The 21357-nt window shown below is 49.3% G+C and carries 21 protein-coding genes; 8 read left to right on the forward strand and 13 right to left on the reverse strand.

Annotated features, from left to right (window positions below):
- The first annotated feature begins 3 nt into the window (after nt 1–3).
- Genes hisD through hisIE form a run of 7 tightly spaced genes read left to right on the forward strand, consistent with a single transcriptional unit; the run spans nt 4 to nt 6120 of the window.
- On the forward strand, nt 4–1308 hold the full coding sequence (gene hisD / locus C0557_RS16035; RefSeq protein ID WP_208659450.1) for a histidinol dehydrogenase: 1305 nt from the start codon (nt 4–6) through the stop codon (nt 1306–1308).
- Nucleotides 1305–2366, forward strand: a complete 1062-nt coding sequence (hisC, locus tag C0557_RS16040; RefSeq protein WP_208659452.1) for a histidinol-phosphate transaminase — start codon at nt 1305–1307, stop codon at nt 2364–2366. Before hisD ends, hisC begins: the two co-directional genes overlap by 4 nt.
- Nucleotides 2363–3430, forward strand: a complete 1068-nt coding sequence (gene hisB / locus C0557_RS16045; protein ID WP_208659453.1) for a bifunctional histidinol-phosphatase/imidazoleglycerol-phosphate dehydratase HisB — start codon at nt 2363–2365, stop codon at nt 3428–3430. The genes hisC and hisB overlap by 4 nt, the downstream gene beginning before the upstream one ends.
- Nucleotides 3430–4020 carry an imidazole glycerol phosphate synthase subunit HisH gene (hisH, locus tag C0557_RS16050; RefSeq protein ID WP_208659455.1) on the forward strand — a complete coding sequence of 197 codons (591 nt, stop codon included), beginning with the start codon at nt 3430–3432 and terminating at the stop codon, nt 4018–4020. Before hisB ends, hisH begins: the two co-directional genes overlap by 1 nt.
- Nucleotides 4020–4757 (forward strand): 1-(5-phosphoribosyl)-5-[(5-phosphoribosylamino)methylideneamino]imidazole-4-carboxamide isomerase, encoded by a 738-nt coding sequence (hisA, locus tag C0557_RS16055; RefSeq protein WP_208659458.1) that lies wholly within the window; start codon nt 4020–4022, stop codon nt 4755–4757. Before hisH ends, hisA begins: the two co-directional genes overlap by 1 nt.
- On the forward strand, nt 4739–5515 hold the full coding sequence (gene hisF / locus C0557_RS16060; RefSeq protein WP_074779569.1) for an imidazole glycerol phosphate synthase subunit HisF: 777 nt from the start codon (nt 4739–4741) through the stop codon (nt 5513–5515). Before hisA ends, hisF begins: the two co-directional genes overlap by 19 nt.
- The gene (gene hisIE / locus C0557_RS16065) at nt 5509–6120 is read left to right on the forward strand and encodes a bifunctional phosphoribosyl-AMP cyclohydrolase/phosphoribosyl-ATP diphosphatase HisIE (protein WP_007371298.1); all 612 of its coding nucleotides are present in this window, start codon (nt 5509–5511) and stop codon (nt 6118–6120) included. The genes hisF and hisIE overlap by 7 nt, the downstream gene beginning before the upstream one ends.
- A 71-nt stretch (nt 6121–6191) precedes the next feature.
- On the opposite strand, the gene wzzB is transcribed toward hisIE, so the two are convergent.
- Entirely contained in the window at nt 6192–7175 is a 984-nt protein-coding gene (gene wzzB / locus C0557_RS16070; protein ID WP_208659460.1) for an LPS O-antigen chain length determinant protein WzzB, read from the reverse strand.
- Between the two features lie 202 nt (nt 7176–7377).
- Between wzzB and C0557_RS16075 the strand changes: the two genes are divergently transcribed.
- Entirely contained in the window at nt 7378–8382 is a 1005-nt protein-coding gene (locus tag C0557_RS16075; RefSeq protein WP_208659462.1) for an NAD-dependent epimerase, read from the forward strand.
- A 41-nt stretch (nt 8383–8423) separates the two neighbouring features.
- On the opposite strand, the gene C0557_RS16080 is transcribed toward C0557_RS16075, so the two are convergent.
- The 12 genes from C0557_RS16080 to C0557_RS16135 all read right to left on the reverse strand — a co-directional run bounded on the left by C0557_RS16080 (nt 8424) and on the right by C0557_RS16135 (nt 21352).
- Nucleotides 8424–9599 carry an IS4 family transposase gene (locus C0557_RS16080; protein ID WP_208659464.1) on the reverse strand — a complete coding sequence of 392 codons (1176 nt, stop codon included), beginning with the start codon at nt 9597–9599 and terminating at the stop codon, nt 8424–8426.
- A 111-nt stretch (nt 9600–9710) separates the two neighbouring features.
- A complete protein-coding gene (gene ugd, locus C0557_RS16085; RefSeq protein ID WP_208659466.1) occupies nt 9711–10877 on the reverse strand; it encodes a UDP-glucose 6-dehydrogenase in 1167 nt (388 codons plus the stop codon).
- Between the two features lie 265 nt (nt 10878–11142).
- Nucleotides 11143–12549 (reverse strand): NADP-dependent phosphogluconate dehydrogenase, encoded by a 1407-nt coding sequence (gndA, locus tag C0557_RS16090; RefSeq protein ID WP_074778168.1) that lies wholly within the window; start codon nt 12547–12549, stop codon nt 11143–11145.
- A 143-nt stretch (nt 12550–12692) separates the two neighbouring features.
- Complete coding sequence (gene rfbC / locus C0557_RS16095) at nt 12693–13241, reverse strand: dTDP-4-dehydrorhamnose 3,5-epimerase (RefSeq protein WP_208659468.1); 549 nt, start codon at nt 13239–13241, stop codon at nt 12693–12695.
- A 14-nt stretch (nt 13242–13255) separates the two neighbouring features.
- Complete coding sequence (gene rfbD, locus C0557_RS16100) at nt 13256–14146, reverse strand: dTDP-4-dehydrorhamnose reductase (protein WP_208659470.1); 891 nt, start codon at nt 14144–14146, stop codon at nt 13256–13258.
- Nucleotides 14147–14181: 35 nt separating this feature from the next.
- Complete coding sequence (gene rfbA / locus C0557_RS16105) at nt 14182–15057, reverse strand: glucose-1-phosphate thymidylyltransferase RfbA (protein WP_208659472.1); 876 nt, start codon at nt 15055–15057, stop codon at nt 14182–14184.
- 15 nt (nt 15058–15072) lie between these two features.
- Complete coding sequence (rfbB, locus tag C0557_RS16110) at nt 15073–16137, reverse strand: dTDP-glucose 4,6-dehydratase (RefSeq protein ID WP_208659474.1); 1065 nt, start codon at nt 16135–16137, stop codon at nt 15073–15075.
- 313 nt (nt 16138–16450) lie between these two features.
- Nucleotides 16451–17278 carry a hypothetical protein gene (locus C0557_RS16115; protein ID WP_208659476.1) on the reverse strand — a complete coding sequence of 276 codons (828 nt, stop codon included), beginning with the start codon at nt 17276–17278 and terminating at the stop codon, nt 16451–16453.
- A gap of 27 nt (nt 17279–17305) precedes the next feature.
- Nucleotides 17306–17476, reverse strand: a complete 171-nt coding sequence (locus C0557_RS16120; protein WP_208659478.1) for a hypothetical protein — start codon at nt 17474–17476, stop codon at nt 17306–17308.
- Nucleotides 17477–17514: 38 nt separating this feature from the next.
- Nucleotides 17515–18951 carry an undecaprenyl-phosphate galactose phosphotransferase WbaP gene (wbaP, locus tag C0557_RS16125; protein WP_208659480.1) on the reverse strand — a complete coding sequence of 479 codons (1437 nt, stop codon included), beginning with the start codon at nt 18949–18951 and terminating at the stop codon, nt 17515–17517.
- A gap of 45 nt (nt 18952–18996) precedes the next feature.
- Entirely contained in the window at nt 18997–20175 is a 1179-nt protein-coding gene (locus C0557_RS16130; RefSeq protein WP_208659482.1) for a glycosyltransferase family 4 protein, read from the reverse strand.
- The gene (locus C0557_RS16135) at nt 20153–21352 is read right to left on the reverse strand and encodes a glycosyltransferase (RefSeq protein ID WP_208659484.1); all 1200 of its coding nucleotides are present in this window, start codon (nt 21350–21352) and stop codon (nt 20153–20155) included. Before C0557_RS16135 ends, C0557_RS16130 begins: the two co-directional genes overlap by 23 nt.
- Between the last annotated feature and the right edge of the window lie 5 nt (nt 21353–21357).

Below are 21357 nucleotides of genomic sequence, written 5' to 3' on the forward strand. Positions count from 1 at the left end.
GCCATGAGTTTCAATACCGTAATTGACTGGAACAGTTGTAGCGAACAACAGCAACGCGACCTGCTGATGCGCCCGGCCATCTCAGCCTCGGAGAGCATTACCCGCACGGTGGTGGAGATCCTTGATAATGTCCGTGCGCGCGGCGATAACGCGCTGCGCGAGTACAGCGCCAAATTCGACAAAACGCAGGTTGATGCGCTGAAAGTCACCGCTGACGAAATCCGCGAGGCCAGCGCCCGACTGAGTGACGAACTCAAGCAAGCAATGGCCGTGGCGGTGAAAAATATCGATACCTTCCACAATGCGCAAAAATTGCAGGCGGTGGATGTGGAAACGCTGCCTGGGGTGCGCTGCCAGCAAGTGACCCGCCCGATCGCTTCCGTCGGCCTCTATATTCCCGGTGGTTCGGCTCCACTGTTCTCCACGGTGCTGATGCTGGCAACGCCAGCGCGTATCGCCGGATGCCAGAAAGTGGTGCTCTGCTCGCCGCCGCCGATTGCCGATGAAATTCTCTATGCCGCGCAGCTGTGCGGCGTACAGGAGATCTTTAAAGTCGGCGGCGCGCAGGCCATTGCGGCGCTGGCTTTCGGTACGGAATCCGTACCGAAAGTTGACAAGATCTTCGGACCGGGCAACGCCTTTGTTACCGAAGCCAAACGCCAGGTGAGCCAGCGTCTGGATGGCGCAGCCATTGATATGCCGGCTGGCCCTTCTGAAGTGCTGGTGATTGCCGACAGCGGCGCAACGCCGGATTTTGTGGCCTCCGATTTGCTGTCGCAGGCGGAACACGGCCCCGATTCCCAGGTGATCCTGCTGACGCCGGACAGCAATATGGCTTCCCGCGTCGCCGACGCCGTTGCGCGTCAACTGGCGGATCTGCCGCGTGCGGAAACTGCGCGCCAGGCGCTCTCTGCCAGCCGCCTGATTGTGGCGCGCGATCTGGCGCAGTGCGTGGCGATTTCCAATCTTTACGGCCCGGAGCACCTGATTATTCAGACCCGCGACGCCCGCGCGCTTGTCGATGGCATTACCAGCGCCGGTTCGGTGTTCCTCGGCGACTGGTCGCCGGAATCGGCTGGCGATTACGCTTCCGGCACTAACCACGTTTTGCCGACCTATGGCTATACCGCAACCTGCTCCAGCCTGGGGCTGGCGGATTTCCAGAAACGCATGACAGTACAGGAACTCTCGCGCGACGGTTTTGCACGGCTTGCCAGCACCATCGAAACGCTGGCAGCGGCTGAACGTCTGACCGCCCACAAAAACGCCGTCACCCTGCGCGTCAAGGCGCTGAAGGAGCAAGCATGAGCATTGAAGAACTGGCGCGTAAAAACGTACGCGAACTGACACCTTACCAGTCTGCCCGCCGCCTGGGCGGCAAAGGGGATGTCTGGCTGAACGCCAACGAGTTCCCGACGGCAGTGCAATATGAACTCACGCAACAGACGCTGAACCGCTATCCGGAGTGCCAGCCGAAAGCGGTTATCGAAAATTATGCGCAGTATGCCGGGGTGAAACCGGAGCAGGTGCTGGTCAGCCGTGGCGCCGATGAAGGCATCGAACTGCTGATCCGCGCCTTCTGCGAACCAGGCCAGGATGCGGTTCTGTTCTGCCCGCCGACTTACGGCATGTACAGCGTCAGCGCCGAAACGCTGGGTGTCGAATACCGTACCGTGCAGGCGCTGGCAGACTGGCAGCTCGATTTACCGGCTATCGCCGATAAACTGGACGGCGTGAAAGTGGTGTATGTTTGCAGCCCGAACAACCCGACCGGTCAGATTATCAAACCGCAAGATATGGGCGTCTTGCTGGAAATGACGCGCGGCAAAGCTCTTGTGGTAGCTGATGAAGCCTATATCGAATTCTGCCCGCAGGCGACGCTGGCGGGTTGGCTGGCGGAATATCCGCATCTGGTAGTGCTGCGCACGCTGTCGAAAGCCTTCGCGCTGGCCGGTCTGCGCTGTGGTTTCACGCTTGCCAATGAAGAGGTGATTGCCCTGCTGCTGAAAGTGATCGCCCCTTACCCGCTCTCCACGCCGGTGGCCGACATCGCTGCGCAGGCGCTCAGCCCGCTGGGCATTGTGGCCATGCGTGAGCGTGTGGCGCAGATCCTCGCGGAGCGCCAGTATCTGGTTAGCGCATTAAAGGATATTCCGTGCGTTGAACAGGTATTCGACTCGGAAACGAACTATATTCTCGTGCGCCTGACGGCCTCCAGCACCGTGTTTAAATCTTTGTGGGATCAGGGCATTATCCTGAGAGACCAGAACAAACAACCTTCTTTAAGCGGCTGCCTGCGTATCACCATCGGCACCCGCGCAGAGAGCCAGCGCGTCATCGACGCCTTACGTGCGGAGCAAGTATGAGCCAGAAGTACCTGTTTATTGACCGTGACGGAACACTGATTTCCGAGCCGCCGAGCGACTTTCAGGTCGACAGATTCGACAAGCTGGCCTTTGAGCCAGAGGTCATTCCGGTGCTGCTGAAGCTGCAAAAAGCGGGCTACCAGCTGGTGATGATCACCAATCAGGATGGTCTGGGCACCAGCAGCTTCCCACAGGCCGATTTCGATGGTCCGCATAACCTGATGATGCAGATCTTTACCTCGCAAGGGGTGAATTTTGAAGAGGTGCTGATCTGCCCGCATTTCCCTGACGATGGCTGCGACTGCCGCAAACCGAAAGTGAAAATGGTGGAACGCTGGCTGGCGGAACAGGCACTGGATCGCGCCAACAGCTATGTGATTGGCGACCGCGCAACCGATATCGAACTGGCGGACAACATGGGGATCGGCGGCCTGCGCTATCACCGCGAGACGCTGAACTGGGCGATGATCGGCGAACAACTGACGCGCCGCGATCGTTATGCGCACGTGGAACGCACCACCAAAGAGACGCAGATTGATGTCAAAGTGTGGCTGGATCGCGAAGGCGGCAGCAAAATTCACACCGGCGTCGGTTTCTTTGACCACATGCTGGATCAGATCGCCACCCACGGCGGTTTCCGCATGGAAATTACCGTTAAAGGCGATCTCTATATTGACGATCACCACACGGTGGAAGATACCGGTCTGGCGCTGGGCGAAGCGCTGAAACTGGCGCTGGGCGACAAGCGCGGCATCAACCGTTTTGGCTTTGTACTGCCGATGGATGAGTGTCTGGCACGTTGTGCCATGGATATCTCCGGTCGTCCGCACCTGGAATATAAAGCCGAGTTCGCCTATCAGCGCGTGGGCGATCTGAGCACCGAAATGGTCGAGCACTTCTTCCGTTCGCTCTCCTACACCATGGCGCTGACCCTGCATCTGAAGACCAAAGGCAAAAACGACCATCACCGTGTGGAAAGCCTGTTTAAAGCCTTCGGCCGCACGTTGCGTCAGGCCATTCGCGTGGAAGGCGATACCCTTCCCTCCTCAAAAGGAGTGCTGTAATGAGTGTAGTGATCCTTGATACCGGCTGCGCCAACCTGAATTCGGTGAAATCCGCCATTGCCCGTCACGGTTATGAACCGCTGGTGAGCCGCGATCCGGATGTGGTGCTGCGCGCCGACAAACTGTTTCTTCCCGGCGTGGGTACGGCGCAGGCGGCGATGGACCAATTGCGCGAGCGCGAACTTATCGATCTGGTGAAAGCCTGCACCCAGCCGGTGCTCGGCATTTGCCTTGGCATGCAGTTGCTGGGCCGTTTCAGCGAGGAGAATAAAGGCGTCGATTTGCTGGGTATCATCGACCAGGATGTGCCGAAAATGAAAGATGTCGGCCTGCCGCTGCCACATATGGGCTGGAACCAGGTCTATCCGAAAGCGGGCAACCGCCTGTTCCAGGGCATTGACGATGGCGCGTACTTCTACTTTGTGCACAGCTACGCGATGCCGGTCAATGAGAACACCATTGCCCAGTGCCAGTACGGTGAAGCGTTCACCGCCGCCGTACAAAAAGATAATTTTTATGGCGTGCAGTTTCACCCGGAACGCTCGGGGCGCGCGGGCGCACAACTGCTGAAAAACTTCCTGGAGATGTGATGATTATTCCCGCTTTAGATTTAATCGACGGCACGGTGGTGCGTCTCCATCAGGGCGATTATGCGCAGCAGCGTGACTACGGCAACGATCCGCTGCCGCGTTTGCAGGATTATGCCGCACAAGGCGCCGAAGTTCTGCACCTGGTGGATTTAACCGGGGCGAAAGATCCGGCTAAGCGCCAGATCCCGCTGCTGAAAACGCTGGTCGCCGGGGTGAATGTTCCGGTGCAGGTCGGTGGCGGCGTGCGCAGTGAAGAAGATGTCGCTGCCCTGCTTGACGCGGGCGTGGCGCGGGTGGTGATCGGTTCTACCGCCGTCAAATCCCCGGAAGTGGTAAAAGGCTGGTTCACCCGGTTTGGTGCGGACCGGCTGGTGCTGGCGCTGGATGTGCGTATTGATGAACAGGGGACGAAACAGGTGGCAGTCAGCGGCTGGCAGGAAAACTCCGGCGTTACGCTGGAGACGCTGGTGGAAACCTACCTCGCCGTGGGCCTGAAACACGTGCTGTGTACGGATATTTCCCGCGACGGTACGCTGGCCGGTTCCAATGTTTCGCTGTACGAAGAGATTTGCGCACGCTGGCCGCAGGTGGCGTTCCAGTCTTCCGGCGGTATTGGCGGGATAAATGATATTGCCGCCCTGCGCGGTACCGGCGTGCGCGGCGTGATTGTCGGACGCGCGCTGCTGGAAGGTAAATTCACTGTGAAGGAGGCCATTCAATGCTGGCAAAACGGATAATCCCTTGTCTCGACGTGCGTGATGGTCAGGTGGTGAAAGGCGTGCAGTTTCGCAATCACGAAATTATTGGCGATATCGTTCCGCTGGCGAAACGCTATGCCGAAGAAGGTGCAGACGAGCTGGTGTTTTATGACATCACCGCCTCCAGCGATGGTCGCGTTGTGGATAAGAGCTGGGTTGCGCGCGTCGCGGAAGTGATTGATATCCCCTTCTGTGTGGCAGGCGGTATTAAATCTGCCGACGATGCCGCCAAAATTCTCTCGTTCGGCGCGGATAAAATCTCCATCAACTCTCCGGCGCTGGCCGATCCTGAGTTGATCACCCGACTGGCTGACCGCTTTGGCGTGCAGTGTATTGTGGTGGGAATTGATACCTGGTTTGATGCTGCTACCGGCAAATACCACGTAAACCAGTATACCGGCGATGAAAGCCGTACCCGCGTGACAAAATGGGAAACGCTGGACTGGGTGCAGGAAGTGCAGAAGCGCGGCGCCGGGGAAATCGTACTGAATATGATGAACCAGGATGGCGTGCGCAACGGTTACGATCTTGAGCAGTTGAAAAAAGTGCGTGCGGTATGCCATGTTCCGCTGATTGCTTCCGGCGGTGCAGGCACCATGGAACACTTCCTGGAAGCGTTCCGCGATGCGAATGTTGACGGTGCGCTGGCGGCTTCCGTCTTCCACAAACAGATTATTAATATTGGTGAATTAAAAACGTTCCTGGCAGGCCAGGGCGTGGAGATAAGGGTATGTTAACAGAGCAACAACTGGCCCAACTGGACTGGGAAAAAACCGACGGACTGCTGCCCGCCGTGGTGCAACATGCGGTTTCCGGCGAAGTGCTGATGCTGGGTTATATGAACAAAGAGGCGCTGGCGAAGACGCTGGAAAGCGGTAAAGTGACCTTTTTCTCCCGCACCAAAGGGCGTTTGTGGACCAAAGGGGAAACCTCTGGCCACTTCCTTAATCTGGTTAATATTGCCCCGGACTGTGACAACGATACCCTGCTGGTGCTGGTGAATCCGATCGGCCCGACCTGCCACACCGGCACCTCAAGCTGCTTTGGCGATAATAGCCATCAGTGGTTGTTCTTGTATCAACTTGAAGAGCTGCTGGCATCGCGTAAAACCGCCGATCCGGCCAGTTCCTATACGGCCAGACTGTATGCCAGCGGCACCAAGCGTATCGCGCAAAAAGTCGGCGAAGAAGGTGTGGAAACGGCGCTGGCGGCGACTGTACACGACCGCGAAGAGCTGACGAATGAAGCCTCTGACCTGATGTATCACCTGCTGGTGCTGTTGCAGGATCAGCAGTTGGATCTGACGACCGTAATTGAGAACCTGCGCAAGCGGCATCAGTAAGGCGTAAAAAAACCGGGCGCTGCCCGGTTTTTATTGTTCTGCTGGATCCCTCTCCAGTGAAAGCGGTTTGTTTACTGCTTCACCTGATAAGCCCTGATGGCATTGCGTACCAATACGAATCCCGCCCCGATCACCCCTCCCAGCAACGTGGCCAGCACCAGCGTTAACGCTTTTTTCGGGCTGTCGCGGAAGGCAGGTAGCGATGGTTTCATTACATAGCGATAAGCATGGATAGTTTGCGGGTCTACTGAAATCGACTGCAAGACCAGCAAATTCTGCCGGGTTTTAAAGTAATCATCAGAGAAGACCAGCGGTCGGGATGATTCATTCTTAATCATCGATTCCAGCGCCGTACTGCCAAGCAGGAACATGTTATCCTGCGAAATATTCTCCGCCTGCTGAACTTGCGGAGCCTGCACACCCGCTTCTTTAGCAATCGTAAGCGCCTGCGCAATCTGTTTAATCCGCAGATCCTTTTGTTCCTGCGCCACTTTTTCTTGTGTGGACAACGATTCAATCAGATTCGAGATTTGCGCATGAATATTGTTTTGTAAGTCTTCGACCAGCTCTTTGCCAATTTTTTGGTCGATTTGTTCAATATATTGCGCCAGTTTCTGCTGAGCTTCTTTAGCCGTTGGGCCAACGTAGGTCACTTTCAACGGTAATGGCTGTCCCTGAACCGAGGCGGCAATCGTAAGGTTTTCCGGCTTTTCCTGGTTCTTTAGCGTCTCCGCCAGGGCGGAAAATGCGGCATTAAAACGCGTAATGACACGCTGTTGAATATCGTTGATATCAAAGTTGGGAGTATTAATTATTACGCTCATGGCGTTCGAATAAGCAACAATCTGCCCGGCGTCAGGCGAACTGATCACCGCGACCGATGTCCATTTCTCTTTTGCAACGTTTATATAAGCAACAGCAAGGATAATGCTCACTGCAACGAACATTGCCACAAACCACTTCCCTCGCCAGATTTGCAATAACACATCAATGAAATCAATCTGTTCCTGCGCGTTATTTAGCTCAGTCTGGTGGTTATTTTTTTCGTACGTCATAGCAACCTTAGATAAGACATGCATGAGAAAATATTATAGTGCGCGAGTTTAGGCCCCCCTGCTTTTTTTTCTATAGGATAATATTTAAAAAATGTTTATCGTTCATTTTTTGTACCAAATGATAAATCCTTTAACTTATAGCGATTAGCCTGTCAGCATCATACAATATGCGAATTGTATTAGATGTCATAAAGGATGAGAGATGAAATTTCTGGTTACCGGCGCGGCCGGCTTTATCGGCTTCCACGTCAGCGAGCGCCTTTTGCAGGCGGGCCACCAGGTTGTAGGGATTGATAATCTCAATGATTATTACGATGTGAGCCTGAAACAGGCGCGCCTGGATCTGCTGGCCTCGCCCGGCTTCAGCTTCCACAAGATTGACCTCGCCGACCGTGAAAATATGGCACAGCTGTTTGCGACGGAGAAATTCGACCGGGTGATCCATTTAGCGGCGCAGGCTGGCGTACGCTACTCGCTGGAAAATCCGCATGTTTATGCCGAATCAAATCTCATTGGGCATCTGAACGTACTGGAAGGTTGCCGCCATAATAAAGTGCAGCATCTGCTCTATGCCTCCTCCAGTTCCGTTTACGGCCTGAACCGTAAAATGCCGTTCTCCACTGATGATTCTGTTGATCATCCGGTTTCGCTGTATGCGGCAACCAAAAAAACCAATGAGTTGATGTCCCACACGTACTCTCACCTTTATGGATTACCGACTACCGGTTTGCGTTTCTTCACCGTTTATGGCCCGTGGGGCCGCCCGGACATGGCGCTGTTTAAATTCACCAAAGCGATGCTGGAAGGCAAAAGCATCGACGTTTATAACTACGGCAAGATGAAGCGCGACTTCACCTATATCGACGATATCGTTGAAGCGATTGTCCGTATGCAGGAGGTGATCCCGCAGGCCAACCCGGCCTGGACGGTTGAAACAGGCACGCCAGCCAGCAGCTCTGCACCTTACCATGTCTATAACATCGGCAATAGCTCGCCGGTGGAGTTGATGGATTACATTACGGCGCTGGAAGAGGCGCTGGGCATTGAAGCACAGAAAAATATGCTGCCGATTCAACCGGGCGATGTGCTGGAGACCAGCGCGGATACTCAACCGCTCTACGAAACAATCGGTTTTAAACCGCAAACCTCGGTTAAAGAAGGGGTGAAACGCTTTGTTGAGTGGTACAGAGACTTTTATAAGGTATAAAAAAACGGCCCTTACGGGCTGAGGGATCCCCAGAAACATCATTAATACACCATGATGATGTTTCGATAGGCCCTCGCCATATCGGCGTACACCCTGTCGGGGTTCATCCCCGACAGGAGCCCCGGTGACTGTCGGATGACATTTTCACTCAAAGTCAGATACGACAGCACTCTGCGTGATTTCTCACTGTTCGCCTGAAACCATCTGTTTATTCCTTTACTTTCAAGGTAATAACCACTCATCCACATAATGATGCTGTAGAGCGTGGCGATCAGGCAAAGCACAGATATCCGCTTTTCTCCCCGGCTTTTGCTTGCCCGTAGTCCCAGACCATAACGTTCACTTTTCTCATCCCTGAAGTTCTGCTCTATTTGCATACGGCGACTGTAAATTTTAACTATCCCGCGTGGCTTATATCCCATCAGGCTGGTAAAAAGCAGCCACGGTTCACGCGCGTTTTTACGGTACATCCTGTCTGTTTTGGGGTAATGCTGGCTGCTTTTCCTGCCCGTCGCCCGCTTATGCACGGTGTAGAAATGTCCCGGACAGTCACGACTGACGTTGCGTGCCAGTCGTCCGAATCCCAGATAGCGCGCCGTTGTTGATGACGCAATATCCCGCGCCATCAGCCACTCTTCATTCCCGGCGACCTGAAAATAGAGGCTGCCCCTGACCCGTCCGACAAAATCCCAGCCCAGAGAGCGGATGTGGTGAAACCAGCTGCTGCGAAAGCCTGCATCGGTCACGATAATGACCTGCTTATCTTTGCCGATGGCGGCAGCCATCTGATCGAGAAAGGCATTTTGTACTGCAGAGTTGTTCTGGTGGCGGGAGGAAATGACTTTACTCATCAGAGGGATAGCTCTGCCATCACACAATAAGCTTGCCCGTAAAACACTGAGCTCTGATGAGGGATAGCCACTCCAGTCCACGGCAATGACACAAACTGAAAGGCTGTGTGTGAGACGGGATACAAGCTGCTGGTAGACGGAAGGAATATCACTGAACATCAGGTCGCTGTTGAGGTGCCGGTCAACACGCTTAATCTTGTGCTTAACACGTGCGGGGCCTGGCAGGTATCTGCCGATGCTGGTAAGAGAAAGCGAAGCACCACGCGTCAGGGCCACGGTCATATCGAGCAGGGCATTTTTACGGTACTGATGAATGGAGTTCAGGGACTGACTGAAAAATTTATGGCAAACTTGTGAAGCAGGCATAGAGGAGTGACCTTACTTTTTGGTGGAACACTAAGTAGATCACAACCTTCTATGCCTGTCTTTATTTATGGGGAACCATCAGCCCTTACGGGCCGTTTTCATTTTTCGTCTTTAGTCGTTACCGAATAAATCACGGGTATAGACTTTGTCCGCAACATCAGACAGTTCTTCCGCCATACGGTTGGAGATAATCACGTCAGCTTCCTGTTTAAACGCCTCCAGGTCGCGCACTACGCGGGAATGGAAGAATTCATCCTCCTGCATCACCGGTTCATAAATGATAACCTGCACGCCCTTCGCTTTAATGCGCTTCATGATGCCCTGAATGGACGATGCGCGGAAGTTATCGGAACCGCTCTTCATGATCAGACGGTAAACGCCGACCACTTTCGGTTTACGCGAGAGAATGGAATCGGCGATAAAGTCTTTACGCGTGCGGTTAGCATCAACGATGGCCGAAATAATGTTGTTCGGCACGGACTGGTAGTTTGCCAGCAGTTGCTTGGTGTCTTTCGGCAGACAATAGCCGCCGTAACCAAATGACGGGTTGTTATAGTGGTTGCCAATACGCGGATCGAGACAAACGCCTTCAATAATCTGACGGCTGTTCAGCCCCAGGCTTTCCGCGTAGCTGTCCAGCTCGTTGAAGTAAGCAACACGCATCGCCAGATAGGTGTTGGCGAACAGTTTGATCGCTTCGGCTTCCGTAGAGTCGGTAAACAGTACGCGAATGTCTTTCTTAATTGCCCCTTCCTGCAACAGTGCGGCAAAACGCTCAGCACGTTCAGAACGCTCTCCGATGACGATACGTGATGGGTGCAGGTTATCGTACAGAGCTTTCCCTTCACGCAGGAATTCGGGTGAGAAAATGATGTTATCTACGCCGAATTTTTCGCGGATCGACTGGGTAAAGCCCACCGGAATAGTGGATTTGATAATCATCACCGCCTGCGGGTTAATTTCCAGTACATCGCGGATCACCGATTCCACGCTGCTGGTATTGAAGTAGTTGGTTTTCGGATCGTAATCCGTCGGGGTGGCGATAATCACAAAGTCGGCACCGCGATAGGCTTCCTGTTTGTCCGTGGTAGCATGGAAATTCAGCGGCTTATTCTGCAAATACTCCTGGATTTCCTTATCAACGATGGGCGAAATCTTCTGGTTAAGCATATCAACTTTGGATTGCACGATATCCAGCGCTACGACTTCATGGTTCTGCGCGATCAGAATCCCGTTTGATAGCCCAACGTAACCTGTTCCGGAGATTGTTATTTTCATTCGATAAGCAACTTTTGTGAGTGTATGAAACCGGAGATGACGAACCTGTCGCCACCCACTTAATATCAATAACTGTTGGGGTTTTTACCTCTTCTGTTGAGGGACTGTCAAGGCGACAACCAGCCTGCAACAGCGGCGTTGATGCGAAGTTTAATGTCGAATTGTCAACAAATTAAAGACGAGTGCCCTGAAAAGCCGCGCTGCGGCCGAAAAAAAGCCCGGTTGCGCTAACCGGGCTTGCATTCATCAAACGAATGATTTCAGATTAATCCAGCCACTCGGTGTGGAAGACGCCATCTTTGTCAGTACGTTTATAGGTGTGCGCACCGAAGTAGTCGCGCTGGGCCTGGATCAGGTTCGCTGGCAGCACGGCGGAACGGTAGCTGTCGTAATAGGCCACTGCGGCAGAGAAAGTCGGTACCGGAATACCGTTCTGCACAGCGTAAGCCACGACATCACGCAGCGCCTGCTGGTAATCATCAGCAATTTTCTTGAAGTACGGCGCCAGCAGCAGGTTGGCGATTGCCGGTGTTTCTGCGTAAGCGTCAGTGATTTTCTGCAGGAACTGCGCACGAATGATGCAGCCTGCGCGGAAAATCTTCGCGATTTCGCCGTAGTTCAGATCCCAGTTGTGCTCGTCAGAGGCGGCACGCAGCTGAGAGAAGCCCTGCGCGTAAGAGACGATTTTACCCAGATAGAGCGCGCGGCGCACTTTCTCGATAAATTCCGCTTTATCACCAGCCGGTTTCGCTTGCGGTCCGGAAAGCACTTTAGAAGCCGCAACGCGTTGCGTTTTCAGGGAGGAGATGTAGCGCGCGAAAACGGATTCGGTGATCAGCGACAGCGGCTCGCCGAGATCCAGGGAGCTCTGGCTGGTCCATTTACCGGTACCTTTGTTTGCCGCTTCATCCAGGATCACATCGACCAGGTATTTACCCTCTTCATCTTTCTTGGTGAAGATATCTTTGGTGATGTCAATCAGGTAGCTGCTCAGTTCGCCCGCATTCCACTCGCTGAAGGTTTTCGCCAGCTCTTCGTTAGAGAGGTTCAGACCGCCCTTCAGCAGCGCGTAAGCTTCAGCGATCAGCTGCATGTCACCGTATTCGATGCCGTTGTGCACCATTTTCACGTAGTGACCCGCACCATCCGGACCGATGTAAGTGACGCACGGTTCGCCATCTTCAGCCACTGCAGCAATTTTCGTCAGGATCGGCGCAACCAGTTCATACGCTTCTTTCTGACCGCCAGGCATGATTGACGGGCCTTTCAGCGCGCCTTCTTCACCGCCGGAAACACCGGTACCGATGAAGTTAAAACCTTCGGCAGAAAGTTCGCGGTTACGACGGATGGTGTCCTGGAAGAAGGTGTTACCGCCATCAATGATGATGTCGCCTTTGTCCAGATACGGTTTCAGAGATTCGATCGCCTTGTCAGTACCCTCGCCGGCTTTCACCATCAGCAGGATGCGGCGTGGGGTTTCCAGGGATTCGACAAATTCTTGCACGGTGTAGTAAGGAACCAGCTTTTTGCCCGGGTTTTCGGCAATCACTTCTTCGGTTTTTTCGCGGGAGCGGTTGAACACGGAAACGGTGTAGCCACGGCTCTCAATGTTGAGCGCAAGGTTGCGCCCCATCACTGCCATACCAACAACGCCGATTTGTTGCTTGGACATTACATACTCCTGTCAGGTGTGGTCACCGCGGCTTATGCGCGGCTTGAAATGTGCCAGAGATGTTAACTCAACACCGCAGCTTTGTGGATAGCTTTGGTATTGTTACCGCACAGACGGCTATTGTTGCAGCGTTAACAAAGGCGTTACTCAAAAAAAGTAGCTTCTGCAAAAGATTTCGCATTGAGATCTTTTTGCGACATCAGAGGTTTCATGTCAGGAAGGATTGGCCACTGAATGCCAACGGTGGCATCGTTCCAGAGTAGGGCATGTTCGTATTCAGGATTGTAGTAATCAGTACATTTGTAAACAAACTCGGCTGTTTCTGAAATTGCATAGAACCCATGAGCAAAGCCTTTAGGGATCCATAACTGCCGTTTATTCTCAGCGGAGAGAGTGACACCCACCCATTTGCCAAACGTAGGGGATTTTTTACGCATATCGACGGCAACATCGAACACTTCGCCCTCAACGACACGGACTAACTTTCCTTGCGTGTTTTTAGTCTGGTAATGCAATCCGCGCAGAATATTTTTTGAAGATTTAGAATGATTATCCTGCACAAAGTGCGTGGTGCCGATGACTTCATCGAACTTACGTTGTTGCCAGGTTTCCATAAAAAAACCACGCTCATCGCCAAACACCGCGGGTTCGATAATCTTCACTTCAGGGATTTCAGTTTCAATGACTTTCATCTTCAACTCTTTTCTTACTTACCCAAAACTTCCGTTATCACGCGCTCCACGCCTTTTCTCCAGTCAGGCAAGATAACACCGAAAGTTTTCTGGAATTTAGCATTGGAGAGACGCGAATTACGCGGCCGTTTCGCAGGTGTCGGGTATGACGACGTAGGAATCGCGGTTACCTCGGTAACCTTTAATTGATGACCGCTGGCTTTAGCCAAATCGAACACATAACGGGCATAATCGTACCAGCTTGTTTCACCGCTCGCGACCAAGTGATATGTCCCGGCCGTATTGTTGCGGCGTAGCTCCTCGCGAATGGCGATGGCTGTACAATCCGCTAATAATTCAGCGCCAGTCGGCGCACCGAATTGATCATTGATAATAGAAAGCGCCTCTTTTTCACCCGCCAGGCGCAGCATCGTTTTGGCAAAGTTAGCGCCGCGCGTAGCATAAACCCAACTGGTACGAAAGATAAGATGGCGAGGGTTGACTTTCCTGATTGCTTCCTCTCCTGCTAGTTTAGTCTTTCCGTAGACATTAAGCGGCCCGGTAGCGTCATCCTCGCAACGGAAATGGTCGCCTTCCCCATCAAATACATAATCCGTTGAATAGTGCACCAGCAGTGCGCCCAGTTTCGCTGATTCACGAGCCAGCACGGCAACACCATGCTCATTCAGTTGCGCGGCAAGCTCTCGTTCACTTTCAGCTTTATCCACGGCGGTATGTGCTGCGGCATTAACAATTACGTCGGGCTGCACCGTCTGGATTGTTCTGACCATCCCTTCCTGATTCGTCAAATCACCACACAATGTTTTATCGAAGTAATCGACAGCAACAACTTCACCCAGCGTAGCAAGGGAACGCTGTAATTCCCAACCTACCTGCCCATTTTTACCGACAAGCAAAATTTTCATTGAACGCGACTCTGTTGGGTTTTCATGGACCATGGTTAACTTTTATTTTCATTAATCAGGACTTGCAGATACTGCCCATACGCCGTTTTTTTAAGTAATTCAGCCTGAACAGCCATTTCATCGGTAGTCAGCCAATTTTTACGGAAGGCAATTTCTTCCAGGCAAGCGACCTTCATGCCCTGTCTTTTTTCGATCGTATTGATAAATTGAGAGGCTTCAATCAGACTGTCATGCGTGCCAGTGTCCAGCCAGGCAAAGCCACGGCCCAACACTTCCACATCCAGTTCGCCACGCTCCAGATACATTTGATTAAGCGTTGTAATTTCAAGTTCGCCACGAGCAGAAGGTTTCACTTCTTTAGCCATATCCAGTACTTTATTGTCATAGAAATAAAGTCCTGTGATGGCCCAATGGGATTTAGGTTTTAACGGTTTTTCTTCGATAGAGAGCGCTTTAAAATTCTCATCAAACTCTACTACGCCGAATCTCTCGGGATCCTGAACCTGGTAACCAAAAACGGTAGCGCCGCTGGTTTTACTGGCCGCAGCTTCCAGTTTTTTACCAAAGCTTTGTCCAAAATAAATATTATCACCCAGCACCAGCGCGCAATTATCATTGCCAATGAATTTCTCGCCAATAATAAATGCCTGCGCTAAGCCGTCGGGGGATGGCTGGACCGCATAGGTAAAATTAACGCCAAACTGGGAGCCATCTTTAAGCAGGCGCTGGAATGAAGCAAGATCTTCCGGTGTCGTGATAATTAAAATATCGCGAATACCCGCCAGCATCAGGACGGAAATAGGATAAAAGATCATCGGTTTATCATAAATGGGCAGCAATTGTTTCGATACCCCCTGCGTGATGGGATATAAACGTGTGCCCGAACCGCCAGCCAGAACAATACCTTTCATCGTCGTTATCACCTCTTATTTTTTCAGGCCGATTCGTTCGCCAGCATATGAACCATCCAGCACACTCTGCCACCAACTTTTATTATTCAGATACCAATGAACTGTTTTCTCAATACCGCTTTCGAACGTTTCTTCCGGTATCCATCCGAGATCGCGTTTAATCTTATCTGCACAAATAGCATAGCGCACATCATGGCCAGGGCGGTCAGGAACAAACACAATCAGCTCAGAGAAGCTGGAGATTCCTGCGGGTTTATTATCGATAACACGGTCAAGAATAGTGCAAATGGTTTTTACAACATCAATGTTCTTACGTTCGTTATGCCCGCCAATACAATATGTCTCACCATTTTTCCCCTCGGTGACCACTTTATACAGCGCGCGAGCATGATCCTCGACGTAAAGCCAATCGCGGATCTGTTCGCCGTTACCATAAACAGGTAATTGTTTACCGGCCAACGCATTAAGAATAATTAAGGGGATTAATTTCTCTGGAAAATGGTAGGGTCCGTAATTGTTCGAACAATTGGTCACTACTGCTGGCAGATCATAGGTACGATTCCACGAGCGGACCAGATGATCGCTACCGGCTTTCGAAGCAGAGTACGGGCTGCTCGGGGCATACGGTGTCTCTTCAGTAAACAGCGCATTCGTACCGTGCAAATCGCCAAAAACCTCATCGGTAGAAATATGATGGAAAAGGAAGGTGCGCTTTTTGGCATCATCTAACGTTGAGTAATAGTAGCGTGCGGCCTCCAGCATGGTAAACGTGCCAACGAGATTGGTTTGAATGAACGCTGCCGGACCATCAATAGAACGGTCGACATGACTCTCTGCAGCAAGGTGCATCACCACATCCGGGCGGAACTCAGTAAATTGTTCACTCACGCTCCGCATATCGGTGATATCGGTGCGTGAAAATGAATAGCGGTCGCTGTCAGCAACCGTCGCCAAAGACTCGAGATTACCTGCATAGGTCAGACAGTCGATAACACGAACCTCATCGGTCGTATTGTTGATGATATGCCGGGCAACAGCAGAACCAATGAACCCCGCACCACCAGTAACAAGAATCTTCATATTGAATTCACTTATTTATCGTTAACATCAAAGCTAGCAGAAAAGATGTTGCTCGTAGTAGATACAATCAAATTATCTTTTGTTTTATAAGGTTACATCGAGCGTTATAGCGTTATAGCGTTATAGCGTTATAGCGTTATAGCGTTATAGCGTTATAGCGTTATAGCGTTATAGCGTTATAGCGTTATAGCGTTATAGCGTTATAGCGTTATAGCGTTATAGCGTTATAGCGTTATAGCGTTATAGCGTTATAGCGTTATAGCGTTATAGCGTTATATAGTAAAGCGGCCACCGAGCTTGCACAAGAGTTTACTTATCCGCAAAAAGTCTGTTGATATGTTCGGCCAGTTTTTTTCTGTAAAAGTAAAATCACATATTTCATTGAAAACGCGCATAGCATTCTCGGACATTTCACGCGCCAACTCATCATTATTAGCCAGTAAATTAAGTGCCTACTCCCAGTTTTCTTTCGTATTCTGGCGAATAACAATTCCGATATTTCGGCTTCGATATCGACATACCAGTATGGATTGTAAGTCGTTATTACTGGACGTCCTAATGCAATAGCCTCAATCAGTGAAGATAACCCAACACAATAATTAATTTTATCCTGCCGCAAAGGGATAATCATTGCTTTTGCAACACTGACTTTTTCAAGCAATGTATTATACTGCCAAAAATCTTTATTAATTTTGAAGTCGCCTTTAATATTATGATAAAAATCAGACTGACTGGTATCGCTAGTATAAAAATCAACTTTGATATTAGTATTGGCTAACGCATTAAACACGACAGGGAGATCTCTGTTTTCCCGACCAGTAGAAATAATGTCATCAGAAAGATCGTCTTGCTGAAAATACTTATAAAATTCTTTATCGCCGCTCCAGCGAATGAAATGACATTTCGCAGGATTCAAATTTCGTTTTTCTGAAATTTCAGCCAGTGTTTTTTTAGAAAGGAAGAAAATTGAATCGAGGGTACGTATATATCGCTCAATAATGGGCAAAAAAAGCGCATGAATGATTTTTTTCGCCTTGCTTTTTGGTGGCGAAAAAATGTCGAGGTGCAACCATCTAACAAATTTAGTCTTAATTAGAAATAATTTAGCCAGCAGAAAAAAGAAAAGTGTTTTTCTCTTCATAAATAGCATAAAGAAAAGATCAGGTTTTTATTTTACGAAATCCTGTAAATCTTTCACAAAGTTTCCACTGGCAACTTTAACTTCAAAGTCCATTTTCTGTAACTGGGTGACACCATAAATGAATTGCGCAGGGATCTCTCCCTGCGTATATCTTTTATATACAGAAGCATTATCATTGACGAAAACAAATGCTTTCATTCAAACTCCAGACATCTCAATACATAGCAAAATGTTATTTAGTAAGCGCCCTTCCGTAAAAGCACAACATTTATTGTTTTGAATAAAATTACGATATCATTCCACAGTGACCAGTTCTTAACATACCAGGAGTCAAAATAAACGCGCGTGGCATAATCAACATCATTACGACCACTCACCTGCCATAGACCGGTCATTCCTGGTTTGACCATTAAATAATATTCAACATCATCAGAATAACGCTCAAGTTCTTCCTGTATTACAGGCCGCGGACCAACGAGACTCATTTCACCTTTCAGTACATTAAAGAGCTGCGGCAATTCATCCAGACTGGTTTTGCGGATGAAACGACCAATACGAGTAATACGCGGATCATTTTTAAGTTTAAAATCTTTTTCCCACTCGGAACGTGCAAGTGGGTCTTTGGTCAGAAGATCATCCAGCACTTCCTGAGAATTCATTACCATCGAACGAAATTTATAACAATTGAATTCTTTTCCACGCCGACCAATGCGGGGATGTGCATAAATAGCCGGACCGCCATCACGGCTCACCGTATACCATAGATAAATAAAGAGCGGCGACGAGATTGCCAGGATACCCAGGGTACATACAATATCGAAAAACCGCTTAATGAAACGAGAAGTGGCTTTTGACAAATTATTATGCACCTGTAACAACAGCACTTCATGACTAAAAATAAAAGACATGCTGGTGCCATACAGAGGGAAACCACGTAACGATGGAATGATTGTAATATTCCGACATTTATGTTTTGCCAGAAACCGCAACCATGTTTCAAATTTATCACTTTCGTTATAATCACATGCAACTACAAACTGTGTAGAAAAAGGGTTAAACGTGTTTAATAATGTCTCTTCATTGCGTATAACTGGGCACTCTTCCAGAGTATGAATGTCAGTATCAAAATCACAGAATGCATCAATTTTAAAACCAGACACCTCTTCACTTTGCAGCGCGTAGTAAGCTTCCCTTGCATTACGCCCTACCCCAAGTATAACCGTGCTCTTTTTCCAATAACCGAGTTTATCAAGAAGGTGCTTGACTATTTCACGGGACAGAGGGACTAAAATGATGGCATAAAGCCAGCAGTAAACCCAAATATACCGAGAAAAATGCCATTTAGAAAACGCAACCAGCGCCAAATCGAAAATTGAAAATATAACGATAGTGCGCAGTGTTTCTTTTAACTCAGACCAGAATGGTTTTTTTTGTGCATAATGGCGCAAGCGGATCCCGAACCATAAAACGCACAACATCGTCATAATAAAATGAGAGAAAATCCGGACATCAATCTGCACGAGCGGCATGAAAGTATTAAGGCTGCCGAGGAACGTAGCTACAGAAAGAAAAGAAAGTCCCAGTGCCACATTGAGCCAGAATAAATCTGATAATGCCAAAGCAATTCGACAAATGAACTCTCTTTTTTGATTCTTGAATTCGAAACTTTTCATTATATTTTCCCGGCACGATGAAAATTCACTGTACCTGATGACACATTAATCTTGGTGGGTGTATATATTTTGTGTTTTCGCAGCCTGAATATTCAGTAATCCTTCAGAGTACTCACGCCAGGACTGCTCCACAAATGAAGTCATTTCAGCGCAAAAACGCTTTTCAGAAAAATAAAGCGCATGCTCGCGGCAATCTGCCGGACTGATTTGATCAGCATACTGCTCAAATGTATGCACAGCCTTACAAATTGCATCCGCGGTTTGCTCAAAGAAGAAAACACCTGTTGGCTTTTCACTTCCCAAAGGCCGAACAGTTTCAAGGCAGCCACCTTTACCAAACGTAATAACAGGTGTGCCGCTTGCCTGAGCCTCTACAGGAGAGATACCGAAATCCTCTTCTGCCGCGAAGACGTAAGCTTTTGCTCGTTTCATGTAATCAATCAGAGAAGCATCATCCTGATACCCTAGCAGCGTAATATTATTTGTTGCCAGTTTTTTAATTTTATCCATTTCAGAGCCATCGCCAATCACCACTAATTTTTTGTCGGGCATTTTAGCAAAAGCACTGACAATTAAATCCACGCGTTTATAGGGAACCATACGACAGGCAGCAAGGTAAAAATCCTCTTTGGTATCACTAAATTTAAATTTTTCCGTATTTACTGGTGGATAAATCACGCTGGCCTGGCGCCCATAGACTTTATTTATACGCCGTCCGATGAATTTTGAATTGCCAATAAAATGCGTTACCCCAGCTGCAGTACGGTAATCCCAAATACGAATTTTATGCAGTAAATATTTTGCAATCCATCCTTTCAGCCCTTTATCAAGTCCGGCCTCGCGTAAGTATTGATGCTGGAAATCCCAGGCATAGCGGATCGGAGAGTGAACATAGGAAATATGAATTTGATCCGGCCCGGTGATGACACCTTTAGCGACTGCATGGCTGCTGGAGATCACGACATCATAAGCAGACATATCCAGTTGCTCAATGGCAAGTGGCATTAGGGGTAAATAAGACTGGAATTTTTTAGCCGCCCACGGCAACCGTTGAATGAATGTTGTTGTAACTTTCTTATCATTGAGAAATGCTCTGTCTTCCAGCTTTAAAAAATCACAAACGGCAAAAATATCTGCATCAGGATAACAGCGGAGAATTTGCTCAACAACTTTTTCCGAACCTGCATAAGAACTTAACCACTCATGGACGATTGCTACTTTCATTGCATTTCTCATCAATTATTTTAAACATTTTTTCGGTACGAGCCTGATAGGTATATTCTCTTGCTAATTCCTGACACTGCTCTACAGAAATACTGTCACCGGCGATAACAGCTTCTAACCTGGCAATAAATTCTTCATCATTTTTTCCGATTCGAGCATAGTCTTTGAAATCAGCCAAAGACGCCAGATCAACGCTAACTACTGTTTTCCCCGCAGCGAGATATTCAAAGAACTTCATCGGAAACATTGAAGCCGTATATTCATTGATGTTATTCGGAAGCAGTGTGGCACTGAACCCTTTCAGATAATTAGGTAATAACTTATAGTCCCGAGGGCCGATTAAATGGATATTTTTATGCCGCGTAAGACGGGTAGCATCCGTATTCGGATCGCCTTCTCCAACGGTGCCAATCATTACAATAGACCACTCAGGATGCGCTTCAGCGATTTTTTCCAATAGCGCAAAGTTAACTTTATAGCCACTGATCGCACCGATAAACCCAATGCGTGGATCAGGAATATTTTTCAGATCCTCAGGAATTCGCGTTTCTTCATTGAGAGCGAGAGAAAAGTGATTATAGTCAGCAACATTCGAATGATAATAAACATTATCACTCCATTGTTTTCTCGATTTTAAGAGTGTCAGAGAAGTTACGAAAACAATATCAGCTTTGCGGACTAACTCTTCCTCTGCCTCCTGCAAGATATCAACGGGCATACCCGGCTGTGCTTTTATCTCGTCTACACAATGATATATAACATTCGAAAAATGCCCCAATGTCAAAAAACGAGTTGTGAGAGGATTGTATGTCCACAACGTTTTTTCGCGCATCCCCAGCTTCCAGCACCAGAATTTCAGGGCGCTACTAAGCATGAACTTATTAAATTTTCTGACGATACTGTATCGGTTGAATGGAATGGATATCGGAGACCACACCCAAATATTATCGCGAACCTGCCTTGGTGCTTTAATTGCTTTCAGAACCCGACGAAAAATACGTGATAAATCTCGCTTATTGATACCAGGGCGGCGTAACCCTAACGATTCAATATATAATACCCGATGTCCACGTTTGGCAAGTTCAAGCGTAACATGCTGTTTATTTGTCCAGAAAGGATTATCCCAATCAGCAGTTGATAAAACCACGATATCATTAACCGACTTGTTCTTTTTCATGATTT

Origin of the sequence: Kosakonia sp. MUSA4 (assembly GCF_013085925.1) — a bacterium.
In the GTDB taxonomy this organism is placed as follows: domain Bacteria; phylum Pseudomonadota; class Gammaproteobacteria; order Enterobacterales; family Enterobacteriaceae; genus Kosakonia; species Kosakonia sacchari_B.

Coding starts and splice junctions, on each gene's coding strand:
- C0557_RS16135 (WP_208659484.1), bottom strand. CDS start 21,352: ATGAAAAAGAACAAGTCGGTTAATGATATCGTGGTTTTATCAACTGCT.
- C0557_RS16120 (WP_208659478.1), bottom strand. CDS start 17,476: ATGAAAGCATTTGTTTTCGTCAATGATAATGCTTCTGTATATAAAAGA.
- rfbB (WP_208659474.1), bottom strand. CDS start 16,137: ATGAAGATTCTTGTTACTGGTGGTGCGGGGTTCATTGGTTCTGCTGTT.
- C0557_RS16080 (WP_208659464.1), bottom strand. CDS start 9,599: ATGCCTGCTTCACAAGTTTGCCATAAATTTTTCAGTCAGTCCCTGAAC.
- hisA (WP_208659458.1), top strand. CDS start 4,020: ATGATTATTCCCGCTTTAGATTTAATCGACGGCACGGTGGTGCGTCTC.
- ugd (WP_208659466.1), bottom strand. CDS start 10,877: ATGAAAATAACAATCTCCGGAACAGGTTACGTTGGGCTATCAAACGGG.
- hisB (WP_208659453.1), top strand. CDS start 2,363: ATGAGCCAGAAGTACCTGTTTATTGACCGTGACGGAACACTGATTTCC.
- wzzB (WP_208659460.1), bottom strand. CDS start 7,175: ATGACGTACGAAAAAAATAACCACCAGACTGAGCTAAATAACGCGCAG.
- rfbD (WP_208659470.1), bottom strand. CDS start 14,146: ATGAAAATTTTGCTTGTCGGTAAAAATGGGCAGGTAGGTTGGGAATTA.
- rfbC (WP_208659468.1), bottom strand. CDS start 13,241: ATGAAAGTCATTGAAACTGAAATCCCTGAAGTGAAGATTATCGAACCC.
- rfbA (WP_208659472.1), bottom strand. CDS start 15,057: ATGAAAGGTATTGTTCTGGCTGGCGGTTCGGGCACACGTTTATATCCC.
- hisD (WP_208659450.1), top strand. CDS start 4: ATGAGTTTCAATACCGTAATTGACTGGAACAGTTGTAGCGAACAACAG.
- hisC (WP_208659452.1), top strand. CDS start 1,305: ATGAGCATTGAAGAACTGGCGCGTAAAAACGTACGCGAACTGACACCT.
- hisF (WP_074779569.1), top strand. CDS start 4,739: ATGCTGGCAAAACGGATAATCCCTTGTCTCGACGTGCGTGATGGTCAG.
- C0557_RS16115 (WP_208659476.1), bottom strand. CDS start 17,278: ATGAAGAGAAAAACACTTTTCTTTTTTCTGCTGGCTAAATTATTTCTA.
- gndA (WP_074778168.1), bottom strand. CDS start 12,549: ATGTCCAAGCAACAAATCGGCGTTGTTGGTATGGCAGTGATGGGGCGC.
- C0557_RS16075 (WP_208659462.1), top strand. CDS start 7,378: ATGAAATTTCTGGTTACCGGCGCGGCCGGCTTTATCGGCTTCCACGTC.
- wbaP (WP_208659480.1), bottom strand. CDS start 18,951: ATGAAAAGTTTCGAATTCAAGAATCAAAAAAGAGAGTTCATTTGTCGA.
- hisH (WP_208659455.1), top strand. CDS start 3,430: ATGAGTGTAGTGATCCTTGATACCGGCTGCGCCAACCTGAATTCGGTG.
- C0557_RS16130 (WP_208659482.1), bottom strand. CDS start 20,175: ATGAAAGTAGCAATCGTCCATGAGTGGTTAAGTTCTTATGCAGGTTCG.
- hisIE (WP_007371298.1), top strand. CDS start 5,509: ATGTTAACAGAGCAACAACTGGCCCAACTGGACTGGGAAAAAACCGAC.